The 17,490-nt window shown below is 57.9% G+C and carries 17 protein-coding genes; 15 read left to right on the forward strand and 2 right to left on the reverse strand.

The window, feature by feature from the left end; genetic code table 11:
* The first annotated feature begins 183 nt into the window (after positions 1–183).
* The 4 genes from ADJ74_RS02855 to ADJ74_RS02870 all read left to right on the forward strand — a co-directional run bounded on the left by ADJ74_RS02855 (position 184) and on the right by ADJ74_RS02870 (position 3,178).
* Positions 184–1,116: an NAD(P)/FAD-dependent oxidoreductase gene (locus ADJ74_RS02855; RefSeq protein ID WP_050341717.1), complete on the forward strand. Its 933-nt coding sequence runs from the start codon at positions 184–186 to the stop codon at positions 1,114–1,116.
* Positions 1,117–1,152: 36 nt separating this feature from the next.
* Positions 1,153–1,383 carry a glutaredoxin domain-containing protein gene (locus ADJ74_RS02860; RefSeq protein WP_006690279.1) on the forward strand — a complete coding sequence of 77 codons (231 nt, stop codon included), beginning with the start codon at positions 1,153–1,155 and terminating at the stop codon, positions 1,381–1,383.
* A gap of 10 nt (positions 1,384–1,393) precedes the next feature.
* Complete coding sequence (locus ADJ74_RS02865; protein WP_050341719.1) at positions 1,394–1,630, forward strand: glutaredoxin family protein; 237 nt, start codon at positions 1,394–1,396, stop codon at positions 1,628–1,630.
* Between the two features lie 156 nt (positions 1,631–1,786).
* Positions 1,787–3,178: a GntP family permease gene (locus tag ADJ74_RS02870; protein ID WP_050341721.1), complete on the forward strand. Its 1,392-nt coding sequence runs from the start codon at positions 1,787–1,789 to the stop codon at positions 3,176–3,178.
* Between the two features lie 346 nt (positions 3,179–3,524).
* Here the strand turns inward: ADJ74_RS02870 and ADJ74_RS02875 are convergent, their stop codons facing one another.
* Positions 3,525–4,784, reverse strand: coding sequence for a diaminopimelate decarboxylase (locus ADJ74_RS02875; RefSeq protein ID WP_050341723.1), 1,260 nt, complete (start codon positions 4,782–4,784; stop codon positions 3,525–3,527).
* 181 nt (positions 4,785–4,965) lie between these two features.
* Between ADJ74_RS02875 and ADJ74_RS02880 the strand changes: the two genes are divergently transcribed.
* The 6 genes from ADJ74_RS02880 (at position 4,966) to ADJ74_RS02905 (ending at position 10,291) form a co-directional block, all read left to right on the forward strand.
* Complete coding sequence (locus tag ADJ74_RS02880) at positions 4,966–6,141, forward strand: ABC transporter substrate-binding protein (protein WP_050341725.1); 1,176 nt, start codon at positions 4,966–4,968, stop codon at positions 6,139–6,141.
* A 66-nt stretch (positions 6,142–6,207) separates the two neighbouring features.
* The gene (locus ADJ74_RS02885; RefSeq protein ID WP_050341727.1) at positions 6,208–7,092 is read left to right on the forward strand and encodes a branched-chain amino acid ABC transporter permease; all 885 of its coding nucleotides are present in this window, start codon (positions 6,208–6,210) and stop codon (positions 7,090–7,092) included.
* A gap of 12 nt (positions 7,093–7,104) precedes the next feature.
* Positions 7,105–8,055 carry a branched-chain amino acid ABC transporter permease gene (locus ADJ74_RS02890; protein WP_006690286.1) on the forward strand — a complete coding sequence of 317 codons (951 nt, stop codon included), beginning with the start codon at positions 7,105–7,107 and terminating at the stop codon, positions 8,053–8,055.
* A complete protein-coding gene (locus ADJ74_RS02895; RefSeq protein ID WP_050341729.1) occupies positions 8,055–8,825 on the forward strand; it encodes an ABC transporter ATP-binding protein in 771 nt (256 codons plus the stop codon). The genes ADJ74_RS02890 and ADJ74_RS02895 overlap by 1 nt, the downstream gene beginning before the upstream one ends.
* A 2-nt stretch (positions 8,826–8,827) precedes the next feature.
* Positions 8,828–9,571: an ABC transporter ATP-binding protein gene (locus ADJ74_RS02900; RefSeq protein WP_050341731.1), complete on the forward strand. Its 744-nt coding sequence runs from the start codon at positions 8,828–8,830 to the stop codon at positions 9,569–9,571.
* A 75-nt stretch (positions 9,572–9,646) separates the two neighbouring features.
* Positions 9,647–10,291: a CBS domain-containing protein gene (locus ADJ74_RS02905; protein WP_009753773.1), complete on the forward strand. Its 645-nt coding sequence runs from the start codon at positions 9,647–9,649 to the stop codon at positions 10,289–10,291.
* Between the two features lie 58 nt (positions 10,292–10,349).
* On the opposite strand, the gene ADJ74_RS02910 is transcribed toward ADJ74_RS02905, so the two are convergent.
* Complete coding sequence (locus ADJ74_RS02910; protein ID WP_040572419.1) at positions 10,350–11,387, reverse strand: FAD:protein FMN transferase; 1,038 nt, start codon at positions 11,385–11,387, stop codon at positions 10,350–10,352.
* A 172-nt stretch (positions 11,388–11,559) separates the two neighbouring features.
* Between ADJ74_RS02910 and ADJ74_RS02915 the strand changes: the two genes are divergently transcribed.
* The 5 genes from ADJ74_RS02915 to ADJ74_RS02935 all read left to right on the forward strand — a co-directional run bounded on the left by ADJ74_RS02915 (position 11,560) and on the right by ADJ74_RS02935 (position 17,219).
* Positions 11,560–11,940, forward strand: coding sequence for a GtrA family protein (locus ADJ74_RS02915; protein ID WP_050341734.1), 381 nt, complete (start codon positions 11,560–11,562; stop codon positions 11,938–11,940).
* Positions 11,941–12,422: 482 nt separating this feature from the next.
* Positions 12,423–14,270 (forward strand): FAD-binding protein, encoded by a 1,848-nt coding sequence (locus ADJ74_RS02920; protein WP_050341736.1) that lies wholly within the window; start codon positions 12,423–12,425, stop codon positions 14,268–14,270.
* Position 14,271: 1 nt separating this feature from the next.
* Complete coding sequence (locus ADJ74_RS02925; protein WP_006690293.1) at positions 14,272–15,228, forward strand: succinate dehydrogenase/fumarate reductase iron-sulfur subunit; 957 nt, start codon at positions 14,272–14,274, stop codon at positions 15,226–15,228.
* Positions 15,228–16,097 carry a CoB--CoM heterodisulfide reductase iron-sulfur subunit B family protein gene (locus ADJ74_RS02930; RefSeq protein WP_050341739.1) on the forward strand — a complete coding sequence of 290 codons (870 nt, stop codon included), beginning with the start codon at positions 15,228–15,230 and terminating at the stop codon, positions 16,095–16,097. Before ADJ74_RS02925 ends, ADJ74_RS02930 begins: the two co-directional genes overlap by 1 nt.
* A gap of 354 nt (positions 16,098–16,451) precedes the next feature.
* Complete coding sequence (locus tag ADJ74_RS02935; RefSeq protein ID WP_050341740.1) at positions 16,452–17,219, forward strand: DeoR/GlpR family DNA-binding transcription regulator; 768 nt, start codon at positions 16,452–16,454, stop codon at positions 17,217–17,219.
* Positions 17,220–17,490: the final 271 nt, after the last annotated feature.

Below are 17,490 nucleotides of genomic sequence, written 5' to 3' on the forward strand. Positions count from 1 at the left end.
ATCCTCGGATGTTTCCAAAGCTCTCCTAAAATATAATACACAGCAAAGATAGTCCACAGTGGAGTGTGGGCTATTTTTGTGTTATTTTTTTACAACAACTCTCCAAAAACAGAAATACTCTATTGACAGCCATGCTATAATAAATCAAAAGGTCAATATCGTGGATCACAGGGAGATGAACCTATGGCAAAAGAACATATTGAAAAGGATATTATCATCATCGGTGCGGGCATGGCGGGGCTGACTGCCGCGCTCTATGCGGGGCGCATGAATCTCAGGACGCTCGTGCTCGAGAACTCGCTCGTCGGCGGTCAGATCGCAACGGCGGCGGATATTGAGAACTTCCCGGGCTTCGAGCGCGTGAGCGGGATGGAGCTGATCGGCACACTCGAAAAGCAGGCGATGAATTTCGGTGCGGAGATCGACGAGTTCGACCGCATTGAGCGCGTCGATCTAAAGAGTACGCCGAAGATCGTGGAGACCGAGACGCGCGTCTATGAGACGCCCGTCATCATCATTGCCTCGGGCATGAACCGCCGCAAGCTCCCCCTGCCGCAGGAGCCTCACTACTTCAATCGCGGCGTGCACTACTGCGAGCTGTGCGATGGGCACACGTATCAGGACAAGGTGATCTCCGTCATGGGCGGCGGCAACGCGGCGGTCGATGCGGCGAATTTCCTCACGAAGTACGCCAAGCACCTCTACCTCATCCACCGCTCCCAGCTGCGCGCGGATAAGTCCTCACAGGATGCGCTCTATGCCAATCCAAAGGTGACGGTCATGCTCGAGACGGAAATCACGCATCTGAATGGCGAGGATCGCCTCACGTCCGTCGATCTCCTGCACAAGGATACGGGCGCGAAGGAGACGCTGCCGGTCGATGCGATTTTCGTCAACATCGGCGTTATCCCGAACACGGAGCTCTTCAAGGGGCAGCTCGCCCTCACGGAGGCGGGCTACATCCCGGCGGGTGAGGACTGCCGCACGGAGATCCCGGGGGTCTTCGCTGCCGGCGATATCCGTGTCAAGGAGATTCACCAGCTGACGACCGCTGCCGCTGATGGCACGACCGCCGCCCTCCACGCGGAGAAGTATCTCGCGGGTTTGAAGAAGTAATGAACGATTTGATATAAACAACAAGGAGGAATTCCCATGATTCAGGTTTTCTCGTTCGACGCGTGCCCGTGGTGCACGAAGGCAAAGAAGTATCTCGACAAGAAGGGCGTCGCCTACAAGGTGCGCGATATTGAGAAGGAGCCCGCCGCCTACGACGAGCTCGTGAAGCTCACGGGCGAGGCTGCATGCCCCGTCATCCTCGCCGACAACGGTGAATACGTGCGCGGCTTTGACCAGCCCGCCATCGACAAGCTCATCGGCGCATAAGGAGGGCTTCATGGTAAAGGTCTACTCCATCACGGTCTGTCCATGGTGCACGAAGGTGAAACGCTACCTAAAATATCGCGGCATTCCCTATGAGGAGCATAACATCGAGCACGACCCCGCCGCCCTTGCGGAGTGCAAAGCACTCTCCGGCGACACTATCGTTCCCGTGACGACGGCGGACGGCAAGGACTTTGCCGTCAGCTATGACCGCGAGAAACTGGACAAGATTCTCGGGATTACAGGATAAACAAGACAAGCAAAGACGACGGATGCAGGACATTGCATCCGTTTTTTATTTTTTCGCACTTGCCAAACGCTTCTAATAGGATTAAAATAAAAGTGCATCGATATTTCGTTGAAAGGGGAAAAGACCTCTGTCTTCCCGTAGTAAGGAGGTATTGCTATGACCGGATTACCGCTGATTTTCGCTTTTTGGCTGGCGATCGTCATCATGATCGTCATGATCTCAAAGCTGCGTATCCATCCGTTCATCTCCATCATGCTTGTCTCACTGGGACTTGGACTTGCTGCCGGCATCCCGCTTGTCGATCACAAACTCGATAACGGAACGGTGCAGCATGGTCTTGCCACTGTCATCGGACAAGGCTTCTCGGGGACCTTCACAAGCATCGGCATCGTCATCATCCTCGGTGCGATGATCGGCACAGTGCTCGAAAAGACGGGCGGAGCATTGAAGCTCGCAGACATGATGATCCGCCTCGTCGGCAAGAGCAAGCCTGTCCTTGCCGTACAGCTCATGGGCTGGGTCGTCTCCATCCCCGTGTTCTGCGACTCGGGCTTCGTCATCCTGAACCCCATCCGCAAGGCACTCGTCCGCCGCACGGCAGTCTCCGCCGTCGCCATGACATTTGCCCTGAGCTCGGGACTCTTTATCTCACACGTCTTTATCCCGCCGACCCCCGGCCCTATCGCTGCGGCAAGCACACTCGGCATCGGCGACTATCTCCTGCAGGTGATCGGACTTGGTCTCCTCTGCTCGATCTTCCCGCTGATCGCAGGCTACTTCTATGCACGCTGGATCGGCACAAAGGTACAGTCGAAGGACGAGGCGCAGCCCGACGAGGTGACGAAGAGCTACACAGCGCTCATCGCCTCCTACGGCAAACTCCCCTCCGGATTCAGCACACTTGCCCCGATCGTCGTCCCCATTGCGCTCATGGCGCTGTCTTCCATTGTCACTATGGCGGGCATGACCGGTCTCTCTGTCGAGGTAATCAGGTTCCTCGGTACGCCGATCATCGCCCTTGGCGTCGGCATGGTATTCGCAACGATGCAGCTCTTTTCCGTCGGACGCTCGGAGGAGTTCTACGCCATCTGCAATGACAGCCTCATGACCGTCGGCCCCATCCTCTTCATCACGGCGGCGGGCGGCGTGCTCGGCAAGGTAATTGCGACCTCCGACATGGTGAAATACATCTCGGCACACGCAGATGTGTTCGGCGGTCTGGGCATTTTCTTCCCATTCCTGCTCTCTGCGGTGCTCAAGACCGCGCAGGGCTCGTCCACCGTTGCCATGATTACGACGGCGGGCATCATTGCACCGCTGCTCACCGTCCTCGGCTTTGATACGCCGCTGCAGGCGACGCTCGTCTGCATGGCGATCGGCGCAGGAGCAATGACCGTCTCTCATGCGAACGACTCGTACTTCTGGGTCGTCTCCGAGTTCAGCGGTCTCACCCCCGATCAGGGCTACCGCGTCCAGACGATGGGCACGCTCGTCCTCGGCATCGCCGCCATGGTCGAGATCGCACTCCTGAGCATGGTGCTGCGCTGACGCATAGAGAGAAATATTTACATAAAAAGGCTGCTGCACGAAGCTTCGAATTTCGTGCAGCAGTCCTTTTTTTGCCCCTTCCACCGCTTACGCGGTCCCCCTTCCCCGTGATAACGGGGAAGGCTTAGGATAACGGTATATAAGCGTTACGTAGAGGCGTAACTGCAATACTCCTAAGCAAACCTTAGTGGAGCAAGCGGATATAGTGCGCGGTACGCCCCGACGGATTTCGCCCGTTCAAGCGAAGCGCGTTAAGAAATTCGTCGGTATTTAAGCGTACAAGCGCACGACCGCTTGCGAACGAGGTGTTTGCGTGGAGTGTGCAGTCCTAGCCCCCTTCACCGTCTCACTTCATCAGTGAGCCCTCGTATTTCAGCGTGGCGAAGTAGTCGTCGATGGTCTGAGGACGGCGGATCAGCTCGATGCTGCCGTCCATACGGCGCAGCAGCTCCGCGCAGTGGAGCTTTGCGTTGTAGTTGAATCCCATCGCACTGCCGTGCGCCCCCGTGTCGTGGATGATGAGGATGTCTCCAATGTCGATTTTCGGCAGGGCGCGGTCAATGGCGAATTTATCATTGTTCTCGCAGAGCGAGCCCGTCACATCATAGACGTGGTCGGCAGGTGCATTCTCCTTGCCGAGGATGGTGATGTGATGATAGGCGCCGTAGATCGCAGGGCGCATGAGGTTCGCCATGCAGGAGTCGAGGCCGATGTACTTCTTGTACGTGTCCTTCTCATGGAGCACGGTGGAGACGAGCCAGCCCGCATCACCCGTGATGCCGCGTGCACTCTCCGTACGGATGCCGACATCGCCGAGCCCGGCGGGGCGCATGATCTCATTGTAGAGCCTTTCGATGCCCGCACCGACGGCGTCATAGTCGATGCCGTCCTGCTCGGGGCGGTATGGGATGCCGAAGCCGCCGCCGAGGTTGACAAACTCAACGTGGATGCCGAGTTTTTCCTTCAGCTCCGCCGCCAGCTCGAACATGAGACGCGCCGTGAGGAGGAATGCCTCCGTGCGCAGCTCGGCAGAGATCACCATCGTGTGCACGCCGAACCGCTTCACGCCCATCTCAAGGGCGCGCCGATAGCCCTCGAACATCTGCTCACGCGTGAGCCCGTATTTTGCCTCGACGGGCTTTCCGATAATATCGTTGCCCTCGACGAGGTTGCCGGGGTTGTAGCGGAAGCAGAGGAGGTTCGGCAGGCCGGCGTGCTCCGCCATATAGTCAAGGTGACTGAGGTCATCGAGGTTGATGACGGCACCGAGCTCGATCGCCTTCTGGAACTCCTCATACGGCGTATCGTTCGAGGTGAGCATGATCTCCTCGCCCTTGACGCCCGCTGCGGCAGAGATAATGAGTTCGGGGGTGCTGCTGCAGTCCGTGCCCGCTCCGTCCTCATGCAGAATCTGAACAATGCGCGGATTCGGCAGTGCTTTTACGGCAAAGTGCTCACGGAAGCTCGGCGCCCATGCGAATGTCTCGCGCAGACGGCGGAAGTTCGCACGGATCTTTGCCTCGTCGTAGAGATGAAACGGGGTCGGGTACCGCTCGATGAGACGCAGCGTCTCCTCCTTCGTGAGCGGAAATTTCTTCTCATTCATATTATTCTCCCTTGGTGTAAATCCCTCTTCCCCCATAGCTGTGAGAAAGATATATATATGAAGTTCCGTTATTATAGCAATGAAAAATCCTCTCTGTCAAATGTATCCCTTGACGAACGGCGTGCGCTCCCGTATAATGTGGACTATGTTTTTCATAGGCATTATCTAAGGGGGTATATCCATGAGATTCGGAGGAAAAGCCTTGCGTCTTGCCGCTGCACTCGTCGGCACAGCTCTTCTTGGCTCGGCACTTGCCGGCTGCGGAGGAAATACGGCGAACTCGGACGAGATCCGCATCGGCGCAAACTTTGAAATGACCGGCAACACGGCGAACTACGGCACATCGACGCTCGAAGGGCTGAAGCTCGCGATCAAAGAAGCCAATGATGCCGGCGGCATCAATGGCAAAAAGATCACCCTCGTTGAGGCGGACAACAAGTCCGAAGCGGCAGAGTCCGTCAATGCAGCAACAAAGCTGATCTCCGACGATCATGTCCGCGCCATCGTAGGCCCTGCGACAACCGCAAACGTCATCGCCGAGTCACAGATTGCGGCGGACAACAAGATCCCCGTCATCGCCCCGGATGCAACGGCAGTGGACGTCACGGTCGAGAAGGGTCAGGTAAAGCAGTGGATCTTCCGCAGCTGCTTCATCGACCCGCAGCAGGGCGATGTCATGGCGAAGTTTGCCCTCGATACACTGAAAGCAAAGACGGCGGTCATCTACCTCGACAATTCGACGGACTATTCCAAGAGTCTCGCACAGGTCTTTGAGAAGGTCTTCACCGCCGGCGGCGGCAAGGTGCTCATGACCGAGGCATTCCTGGGCAAGGATCAGGACTTCAAGGCGACGCTGACGCGTCTGCGCGAGGCGAATGCAGATGTGATCTTCGTCCCCGCCTACTATGAGGAAGTCGGCAAGATCGTCAAGCAGGCGCGTGAGATCGGCATCACAGCACCCATCATCGGCACGGACGGCTGGGATGATCCAAAGGTCGCCGCACTCGCAGGAGCGGATGCGCTGAACAACACGTACTTCAGCACACACTACTCCGACAAGGATGAGTCAGTGCGCCCCTTCATCGATGCCTATCAGAAGGAATACGGCCACATGCCGAACGTCTTTGCTGCCCTCGGCTATGACGCCGGCAAGCTGCTCGTTGATGCGCTGAAGCGTGCAGGCTCCGACGATCCCGAGGCGCTGCGCAAAGCCCTCGAGGAGACAAAGGACCTCATCGTCGGCACGGGCACGATCACGATGGATGCAAACCACAACCCGATCAAGCAGGCAGTCATCCTCGAGAATAAGGATGGCGACCGCGCGGTGGTCGCAAAGATCATGCCGAGCGCAAACTAATCTGCACAGAAACGTTCAAAGAGCCGCATCCTGCGGCTCTTTTCATCATCTCAGGGAGGTTTTTCTATGGAGGTACTGCAACAGATTCTGCAGCAGCTCATCAACGGGATTTCGCTCGGCAGCATCTACGCGCTGATCGCTCTCGGCTATACGATGATCTACGGCATCATCAAGCTCATCAACTTCGCCCATGGCGATATCTACATGGTCGGGGCATACCTCGGTTTCTACGCGATCACGCTCGGGATCCCCGTTGTGCCGGCGATTCTCATCTCCATGGCGGTCACGTCTCTGCTCGGTGTCGTGGTGGAGCGGCTGGCCTACCGTCCGCTGCGCCACGCGCCGCGCATCTCCGTGCTCATCACGGCAATCGGCGTGTCCTTCCTCCTCGAGTACGTGATGATGGCGATTGTCTCACCGACGCCGCGCACGTTCCCCGCCACACTCAGCGATGTGTCGTTTAACCTCGGCGGGCTCATCATCAGCGGTCAGCAGATGCTCATCATGGGCGTCACCCTCCTGCTGATGCTCATCCTCACCTACATCGTCCGCTCGACAAAGATCGGCAAGGCGATGCGTGCCGCCTCCTACGATACGGAAGCGGCACAGCTCATGGGGATCAATGCGAACCGCATCATCTCGATCACGTTTGCCATTGGCTCGGCGCTCGCCGCTGTTGCGGGCGTACTCATCGGCATCTACTACAACTCGATCGATCCGCTCATGGGCATCATGCCCGGCATCAAGGCGTTCGTCGCGGCGGTGTTCGGCGGCATCGGCATCCTGCCGGGCGCCGTCGTCGGCGGCATCGTTCTCGGCATTGTCGAGGCGTTTATCTCGGGGCTCGGCTTCTCCATGTTCCGCGATGCGGCGGCTTTCGCCATCCTGATTCTCGTCCTGCTCATACGCCCTGCGGGCATCTTCGGCAAGAATGTTAAGGAAAAGGTCTAAGGAGGGGTGACGATGAATCCATCAACGAAAAATGATCTCAAAATGCTCGTCTTTGCCCTCATCATTTACGCCGTCATCATGGGGCTGACGAGTGCGGGGATGCTGAACGCCTTCTGGCAGCTCAATCTCATCTTTGCGGGCATCAACATCATCCTTGCGGCGAGCCTCAACCTCATCAACGGCTACACGGGACAGTTTTCCCTTGGGCACGCGGGCTTTATGGCAATCGGTGCCTATGTCGGCGTCGTGCTCACAACGAATTTCCACCTGCCCTTTGCGGCGGCACTCCTCGCGGGCGGCGCTGCGGCAGGACTGCTCGGCGCGCTGATCGGTCTGCCGACGCTGCGTCTGCGCGGCGACTATCTCGCCATCGCGACCCTGGGACTTGGCGAGATCGTCCGCATCATCATCATCAACGTTCCCTATGTCGGCGGTGCGGCAGGATTCAAGGGCATCCCGCACCTCACGAACTTCACATGGGTGTTCTTCCTCATGCTGGCCACGCTCTGCATCATCAAGAACTTTGTGAACTCCCGCCACGGCCGTGCCTGCCTTGCCATCCGCGAGAACGAGATCGCGGCGGAGTCCATGGGCATCAACACGACGAAATACAAGGTGCTTGCCTTTACCATCGGCGCATTCTTTGCGGGCGTGGCGGGCTGCCTTTTCGGGCACAACATGTACATCCTCAGCCCCGCATCCTTTACCTTCATGCAGTCGTTCAATATCCTCATCATGGTCGTCATGGGCGGTCTCGGCTCGATGACGGGCTCGATCGCGGGCGCACTTGTCGTGACCTTCCTCTCGGCGGCTCTCGCGAGCTTCCCGAATGCGCGCATGATCATCTATGCGCTCGCGCTCATCCTGCTCATGTTCTACCGTCCGCAGGGTCTCTTCGGCTACGTTGAGATCACGGCGATGCAGCCGCTGCGCCGCTTCTTTCGGAAGGGAGGAGAAGCATAATGGCAAAAAACCTGCTCTCAGCAACGGATGTCTCCATGGTCTTCGGCGGACTCAAAGCGGTCGCCGACTTTAACATGCACATCAAATACGGTGAGCTGATCGGACTCATCGGACCGAACGGCGCCGGCAAGACCACTGCGTTCAATCTCCTCACGGGCGTCTACCATCCCACGACAGGCGAAATCCTATTCAAGGACAAGAGTATCGTCGGACTATCTCCCTACCAGATCACGGCACACGGCATCGCCCGCACGTTCCAGAACATCCGCCTCTTTGGCGAGCTCTCCGTCCTCGACAACGTCAAGATCGCCTATCACTGCCACATGAACTACGGTCTCATCGAAGCGATACTGCGCGTCGGACGCTATCGCACGGAGGAGGATAAACTCACAGAGGAGGCACATCGTCTGCTCGAGATCTTCCATCTCGACGGCATGGCGCAGGAGAAGGCGAAGAACCTCCCCTACGGAGCACAGCGCCGTCTCGAGATCGCGCGTGCCCTCGCGGCACAGCCGTCCCTCCTGCTCCTCGACGAACCGGCGGCAGGCATGAACCCGCAGGAAACGATCGAACTCATGGAGATGATCCGCTGGGTGAAGAGGGAGTTCGGCATCACGATTCTCCTGATCGAGCACGATATGTCACTTGTCATGGGCATCTGCGAGCGCATCTACGTGCTCGAGTACGGCGCAATTATCGCAAACGGCACGCCGGACGAGATTCGGAAAAACCCCGAGGTCATTCGCGCGTATCTGGGGTCGGAGGAATAATCATGGCAAACGAAGCAACACAGCCGCAGAACGGCACCCCCATGCTCCGCATCGCGGATCTCAACGTCTACTACGGTGCGATCCACGCACTGAAGGGCATCTCGCTTGAGGTGCATCAGGGGGAGATCGTCACCCTCATCGGCGCGAACGGTGCGGGCAAGTCCACGACGCTGCGCACGATCTCGGGGCTGATCGCTCCGAAGAGCGGCGCCGTCGACTTTGAGGGACAGGGCATCGCGGGGCTCGGCGCCCACGACATCGTACGCCGCGGCATCTCACAGGTGCCCGAGGGGCGGCGCATCTTTGCCGATATGACCGTCCTCGAGAATCTCGAACTCGGTGCCTTCATCCGCAATGACAAGGACGGCATCGCGAGCGACATGGAGATGGTCTTTACGCGTTTTCCTCGTCTGAAGGAGCGCATCTCCCAGCAGGCGGGCACGCTCTCGGGCGGTGAGCAGCAGATGCTCGCCATGGGACGCGCACTCATGAGCCGTCCGCGTCTCCTGCTCCTCGATGAGCCGTCGATGGGGCTTGCGCCGCTCCTCATCAAGGAAATCTTCTCCATCATCGTTGACATCAACAAGGCGGGCACGACCATCCTGCTCGTCGAGCAGAACGCCAATATGGCGCTCTCCATCGCGAACCGTGCCTACGTTCTCGAGACGGGACGCATCACGCTCTCGGGCGACGCAAAGGATCTTGCTGCGAGCGAGGAGGTACGCAAGGCCTATCTGGGCGGATAAGAAAAGAAGGAAAACACGCCCTAAAGCGCGAATATTACAGTAATATACAAATTCATCCCTGCAAGGAGGAGCATTATGTTTGTTGCCAACTGCATGACCAAGAACCCCATCACCATTGCCCCCGATGTGGGGATCGACGAGGCGGCAAAGATCATGGACAAGGGGCATTTCCGCCGCCTGCCTGTCGTCGAGCACGGAAAGCTCGTCGGCTTCTTCACAAACCGCGACCTCCTGCGTGCCTCGCCTTCGGCAGCAACCACGCTCGACCGCTTTGAGCTGCGCACCCTGCTCTCGAAGATCAAGGTCGCCGACGTCATGCAGAAGAACGTCATCACCGTGACCGACACAACGACGATCGAGGAAGCGGCGCTCATCATGGCGCGCGAAAAGATCGGCGGCATGCCCGTCCTCTCCGAGATCGGCAAAGTCGTCGGCATCATCTCCTCCACGGATATCTTCCGCGCCTTCGTCACCATCATGGGACTCGACAGCGGCAAGACGCGCCTGACCATCGCGGTCACCGACCGCAAGGGCGTCCTCCGCGACATTGCCACCATACTCGCCGATCTTGACATCAGTATCGACAGCATGGTCACCATCCCCCAGCCGAGCGGCACCTACGACATCATCATCCGCGCCGACATACCGGATGTGGAGACAGTCAGGGAGCGTCTCGCGGCAAAGGGCTTCAACGTCAGCCACGTCACACAGATCGGGTGACCTTCTCTGCAGCAAAGGCCTGCCTTCGGAATACGCTTCCGAATGGCAGGCCTTTTTGTCACTCGATCACATGTCCATCTGTCCCAATCAGGATGAGCTGTGCACCCGGAATCTCCGAGAGGAGGCTGCGCCCACGCTCCGCACCCATGACGAAGATTGCCGTCGAGAGCATATCCGAGAGCTGTCCCTCATGCCCTGCCCACGCGGTCCCCTCCATCGCATTCTGCGGCAGAATGACGGTGACGGACGCGAGTCCCGTCTCTGCGGGATAGCCCGTGCGCGGGTCGACGAGATGATGATACCGCCGCCCCTCGCAGAGAAAATACCGCTCATCGTCGCCCGATGCGGAGAGCATGGCATCCGAGAGCTGCGCCGCCGCAGCGAGATCGCTGCGGCTTTCCCCGCGCGGATTGCGGATGCCGATATGCCACGGCTCCCCCTCCGCATTCACGCCGCACGCGAGAATCGAGCTGCTGCCGAGATCGGCAAGAGCATTCACTGCGCCGCCTGCCGCCCAGCTGCGCGCGATGCCGTCGAGTGCCAGCCCCTTGATGAGTGCGCCGCGGTCGATCTTCATCCCCGCGCGCAGAAGCCGTACCTCCGGGTGCTCTCCATCATCAGCGGCACGCTCTCGCAGCTCAAGCGCATGCCAATCGACGTGTGCGCGCGCCGCGGCGACCTCCTCCGCCGTCGGCGGATACTGTGCGGCACGCGCCGCATCCCACAGCTCCGTCAGCGTGCCCGAGGTAATATCAAACGCACCGTCCGACTGACGCGCCATCTCCTGCGCAAGGGCAAGCGTCTCATAGAGCCCGGACGGCACCTCCGTCCATTCCCCCGTCCCTGCCGCCGCCTCCACACGGGCGAGCACCGCACCGTCCGCATCCTCCTCCACCGCAGTAAGTACCGCCATCCCGTCCCGCAGCGCCGCCTGCGACGTGATCTCATCCGCACGCACGGTCAAACGTGCCACCGTCCCCATCACGATCCGCGTCTCCTCCGCCGTCACATCCCCCCCGCACCCGCCGAGGAAGAGTGCCATGCCGAGCAGAAGAACAAGGGGCGACTTGAACAACCGGAAAAACTTTTGTATCATATATAGGATTCCTTTCTTCAGCGGCGATATCGTATGATCATCCTTCTGCACCAATATCGAAGCAAGAGAGCACCATGTTCCTAAGTGAACCTTAGCAGAGCAAGTGCCTCTGTGCAGCATGCAGAAACAGCAGACGATATTCACGCCGCAGTTCAATCCTCCGAGGTGACCCATGCCATCCAGATTTCATGAAATTCTCCGTTTCCTCCTCGTCGGGGGCGGCTGCTTCCTGCTCGACTACGGGCTGCTCTACATCCTCACAGAGTATGCAGGGCTCTACTATCTCCTCTCGTCGGGGATCTCCTTCAGCATCTCCGTCTTTGTCAACTATCGTCTCTGCCTCATCTACGTCTTTCATGGCGCATCCGCCGAAACGCACCGCGCGAAAATCCTCTTCTTCGGCTCAAGCATCGCAGGACTTGCCCTCAACCAGATCCTCATGTGGGTGCTCGTCGACGGACTCAGCGTCTACTACATGCTCGCCAAGATCATTGCCGCCGGCATCGTCACCGTGTGGAACTACGTCCTCAAACGCCGTGCCCTGCGCAGCTAAGGAAGTACTGATATCTTGGGAAGCACTGATAAATTCGGCACGACCATCTTGACGCATCTTTTTCGCCCGCTTATCGTTAGCAAATCCTCCACATAGCCCTCGCTATGCGTCCGGTTTGCTGCCTCAATCGGACAAAAAATCTACGCCAATCTGGCATACCTCATTTTATCAGCGATTCCCTTGTATTCTAACAACATCCCGCGCGCTGCGCAAGCACGGGAATGCCGGCATACTGTCAGTTCTGATGCAGCAGCACACACGCAGCCTCCGTTCACAGCACACCCGCCACCGCATAGGCCCCTCCCCCGCTTCGTCAGGGGAGCTTTTTTATGCCATTTTAGCTCTTATACTCCGCAATATTCAGTAAAGTACTTCTTTTATTCAAAAAGAAGGAGTTCTTTCTCCAAGAACGAAATAGGAACCTATTATAGGATTTATTTATAATTGAAATAGATTCTATGTATCATTAGGAGGGAAAAGCAATGGCAATGGAAATCTCACGCCGCACCTTTATCAAGGGAACAGCAGCGGCGGGCGTTGTCCTCATGTCCGGTGCCTATCTCGGCTGCGGGGGAAAGAACATCCCGGAGCAGGTACGGCGCGGCGACGTGACCTATGACGTGCTCGTCATCGGCAGCGGCGGTGCAGGGATGCGTGCAGGACTCGCGGCAGCTCAGAACAAGGATCTGAAAGTCGCTGTCCTGACGAAGCTCGTCCCGACGCGCTCGGCATCGACGATGGCGCAGGGCGGCATGAACGGCGTGACGGGCGTCACCGACCCTAATGACAGTATCGAGTCGCACACATTCGACACGATCAAGGGCGGCGACTATCTCTGTGATCAGGACGCAGTCGAGTATTTCGCGGAGAACGCGGGCAAAACCATCTTCGAGATGGACTACATGGGCTACCCGTACAACCGTCAGAAGGATGGTCACTTCCATCAGCGCAAGATGGGCGGCTCATCCTATCCGCGTGCAGCATACTTCGAGGATCGTGCGGGACACGCCATGGTGCACGCACTCTTCGAACAGTGCCTTGCACACAATATTGATTTCATCTCCGAGTGCCAGATGCTCGAGATCAGCATGACGGACGCCGGCAAACTCGCGGGCATTGTCGCGATGGATATGCGCTCGGGCGACCTCATCGGCATTCCCGCGAAGACGATCATCATTGCCACAGGCGGCTACGGCCGTGCCTACTGGGTGCGTACCTCCAATCCGTACAGCTCGACGGGCGACGGCATCGTCGCAGGCATGAACGTCGGGATCCCGTTCAAGGATCCCGAAATGGTGCAGTTCCATCCGACAGGTCTCTCCGTCAACGGCGTTCTGCTCTCCGAGTCCAGCCGCTCCGAGGGCGCACAGCTCTTCAACAAGAACGGCGAACGCTTCATGTCGAAATATGCCCCGGAGAAGATGGAGCTCGCGACGCGCGACATTGTCGCACGCGCCATCGCCACGGAGATCGAGCAGGGACGCGGCATCGGCGAGGGGCTGACTGCCGGCGTCTACCTCGACTTTACAAAGATCCCGCCCGAGCGCATCCACGAACGCCTCGGGCAGGTCTACGGCCTCGCAAAGCGTTTTGCGGGCGTTGATATTACGAAGGAGCCTGTCCTCATCAGCCCGACCTGCCACTACTCCATGGGAGGCCTTGAGATGGCCGACTACAAGACGGGCGCGACGCGCATCCCCGGCATCTTTACGGCAGGCGAGTGCAGCTGCGTCTCCGTCCACGGTGCGAACCGCCTTGGGGCAAACAGTCTCTCCGAGGTGCTCGTCTTTGGCAAGACGGCAGGCGAGGGTGCCGCCGCTTACGCCAAGGAACACAGCTACGAGGGCACACAGGATCAGCTCGCTGCAGCGTGCACGAAGTGGAAGGATCACTTTGACAAGGTGACCGCACGTCCGCACACGACGAACCGCACGGTTCCCGAGATCCGCGATGCCATGGTCAACACGATGTGGTACAAGGCGGGCGTGTTCCGTGACGGTGCGCAGCTCGAAGCGGCCTCGAAGGAACTGCGTGCACTCGAAGAGGATTACAAGAACTGCTATGTCGGCGACAGCTCCCATGTCTACAACACAGCATTCGAGCAGTATGTCGAGCTCGGCAATCTCCTGCAGATCTCCCATGCCATCGTGCAGGGCGCGGCGGCACGCAAGGAGAGCCGCGGCGGACACTCGCGCCGCGATTTCCCAAAGCGCGACGATGTGAACTTCCTCAAGCATACGCTGATCTACAAGCAGCCCGACGGGAAGTACACGGCGGAGTACAAGGACGTCGTCATCACGAAGTATCCGCCAAAGGAAAGGAAGTATTGACATGGACGCAACACTCAAAATCCATCGCTATGTCGAGGGCAAATCGTGGGTGGACACGTTCACCGTGCCGCGCTCCACAGGACTTACTGTTCTCGGCGCACTGACCTACATCAAGGAGCAGCAGGATCCGACGCTCTCCTTCACCTGCTCCTGCCGTTCGAGCATCTGCGGCGCATGCGCCGTGCGCGTCAACGGCAACGCCGAGCTCTCCTGCGAGGTGCTGATTGACGACCTCACGGCACGCTATCAGAGCGACGAGCTCACGATCGAGCCGCTCGGCAACTTCCGCGTGATCCGCGACCTCATCGTCGACTGGGATCCAAAATACGCGCGCCTCAAAAAGGTAAAACCCTCCCTCCATCCGAAGGACGAGTTCACGGTGGAAACGGGCTGTCTCCAGTCCCCCGAGGACTTCAACAAGTACAAAAAATACGCAGGCTGCATTCTCTGCGGATCCTGCGTCTCCGAGTGCAACAAGAACACACTGAATCAGGACGACTTCCTCGATCCCTTTGCCTTCGTCAAGGCGGAGAAGCTCGTCGCCGACTCGCGCAGCAAAAGCCCCGAGGAGCATCTGAAGGCCGTCATCGAGGCCGGGCTGTGGCGCTGCTTCAACTGTCAGGAGTGCACGGCAAAATGTCCGAAAGGGCTCGACCCCGCCGGTGCCATCGAGAAGCTGAAGGCGGAAACCTTTAAGCATCACCTCGACGACAACGTCGGTGCGCGCCACGCAAAGGCGATCTACGATGACATCCAGACCTCCGGCACACTCGACGAGTCGAAGCTCAACATCAAATCCGAGGGATACCTCATGTCGAGCCTGCGCCTGCCGATGGCACTGCGCCTCATGAACGTCGGCAAGATGGATCCGCTCGCCAAGCATCCCGTCAACCCCGAGATCAAGACCATCGACGCCATTGTCAAGGCGGCGGAGAACGCCGATAAGGAGGACGCATAATGAAATACGCACTATTCCCGGGCTGCGTCCTCGACGGCGCGGCAGCCGAGGCATATACCTCGCTCAAGAAGGTCTGCGAAAAGCTCGGCATTGAGATCGAAGAAATCCCGAACTGGACGTGCTGCGGCGCATCCCACGGGCAGGGCGTGAACGACCTCGCCATGCTCGCCATAAACGCACGCAACATCTCCATCGCAGAGAATATGGGACTCCCCATCCTCACTGTCTGCAACACCTGCACGCTGCAGCTGCGCACGGCAAAATACCGACTCGACCATGAGCCGGGGCTGAAGGACAAGGTGAATGCCATCCTGGAGGAAGCAGGTCATCCGTACGCATATCAGGGGACGAGCGACATTACGCATTTCCTCTGGGTCCTCGATGAGCATCCCGAGGTGCTCGACGGAAAGATCACGGACGCACTGCAGGGGACAAAGGTCGCCTGCTACTACGGCTGCCACATTCTGCGTCCGAAACCGCAGATGCACTATGAGGAAGGCGACTATCCCGAGTCCTTCGAGCGTCTCGTACGCCGCCTCGGGGGGGAGCCCGTCTGGTTCGATGCGGGGCGCAAGTGCTGCGGCTTCCACGCACAGTTCACCGCCGAGCACGACGTGCTGACCATCACGGGACAGATCGCCGCAAGTGCGGCACACGCAGATGCCGATCTCATCGCCACCCCATGCCCGCTCTGCCAGATGCAGCTCGATATGTACGGACCCGAGGGACGCGACGCGGTCCGCGGTGAGACCGACATGCCCATCCTCCACCTGCAGCAGCTCGTTGGGCTCGCACTCGGCATGACACAGGAAGAGATCGGTTTCAATCGCCACGTCTTCGGACGCGATAAGCTGAAAGTCGGTGCGTAAAGCATCTTCTTTCGATTAGTAAACAGAATGGTTTTTTTCGAATAAGAATTCCCCCGATCAGATACGTCCTACTACGATATCAACATTGTATACAGGACAATGGAAATCATCGTGATCGGGGGATTTTTCTTGTTATTCCCATATAATCATAATTTAATACTACGAAATGCAGGAATTTGTTTATTATAATAGAATATAAATGATGATTTCACTCCTATAAATTTAATTCAATAGATAAAATTGTCTTGCTATTTTGTCTGTTTTGCGTTACACTGAATGCAAAGGATGGACGCTACATTGAATCGCAGATATATGAGCGTTTCTATTTTCATCTGCGTAAAGGGAGTGAATATCATGTTTCTGGAGGAGCGTCAAGAGCTCATCGTCCGCATGGTGGAGCGTGACGGCAAGGTTAAGGTCAAGGAGCTCAGCGCCAAATTCAAAGTCACCGAGGACTGCATCCGCAAGGATCTCGGGTCACTGGAGCGGCAAGGACGCCTCAAGCGCACCTACGGTGGTGCCGTGAAACTGACCCAAAGCGTTCACATGATCGAGGTAAGCCGTCATCGTCACATGGATGTCGAGGCAAAGCGGCGCATCGCGCAGGCAGCTGTCTCTCTCATCCATGACAAGGATATGGTCTTCCTCGACGTGTCCACGAGCAACCTTGCCATTGCAGAACTGCTCATGAAGAGCGACCGTGATTTGACCGTTGTCACGAACATGGTCGATGTGCTCGGCGTCCTGGCACGCAATCCCCGCATCGAGCTGATCTTTGCAGGCGGGCAGATCAACCGCGGACGTGACGGATTCTGGGGCGGTATGACGCAGGACTTCATCGGAAAGCTGAAGCCCGATATTGCCTTTGTCGGCGCCGTCGGCGTCAACGTTAAGGCAAACAGTGTCTCCACCTACGACATCGACGACGGACTCAACAAGGCAACCATTATCGCACGCAGCAAGCGTTCCTACGTACTCGCAGAGGCGCGCAAATTCGCTGCGGACGGCAACTATGACTATGCACCGCTCAATTCCCTGTCGGGGTTTGTCACGGATACGGAGCCACCATCCGATATTCGTGCCGCTGCCGCAGACCTGGGGGTTGATGTCGTACTTCCGTAATATCTCTCATTGATCGGACAGAACCGAGACGGACTTGCCGTCTCGGTTTTCTTGTGCGAAAATATAGGAAACACTGATAAAATGAGGTCTGCCAGATTGGCGTAGATTTTTTCGTCCGAACAAGGTGGAAAACCGGACGCAGAGTGGTGCTCTGTGGAGGATTTTCCGCCGAAGTGCGGGCAAAAAAGATGCGTCAAGATGGTTGTACCGAATTTATCAGTGCTTCCTATAGTTACTGTGCGTGCTCCTCGCAAACACTTCGTTGCACAGG

It is taken from the genome of Selenomonas sp. oral taxon 478, assembly GCF_001189555.1.
Classification (GTDB): Bacteria; Bacillota; Negativicutes; order Selenomonadales; family Selenomonadaceae; genus Centipeda; species Centipeda felix.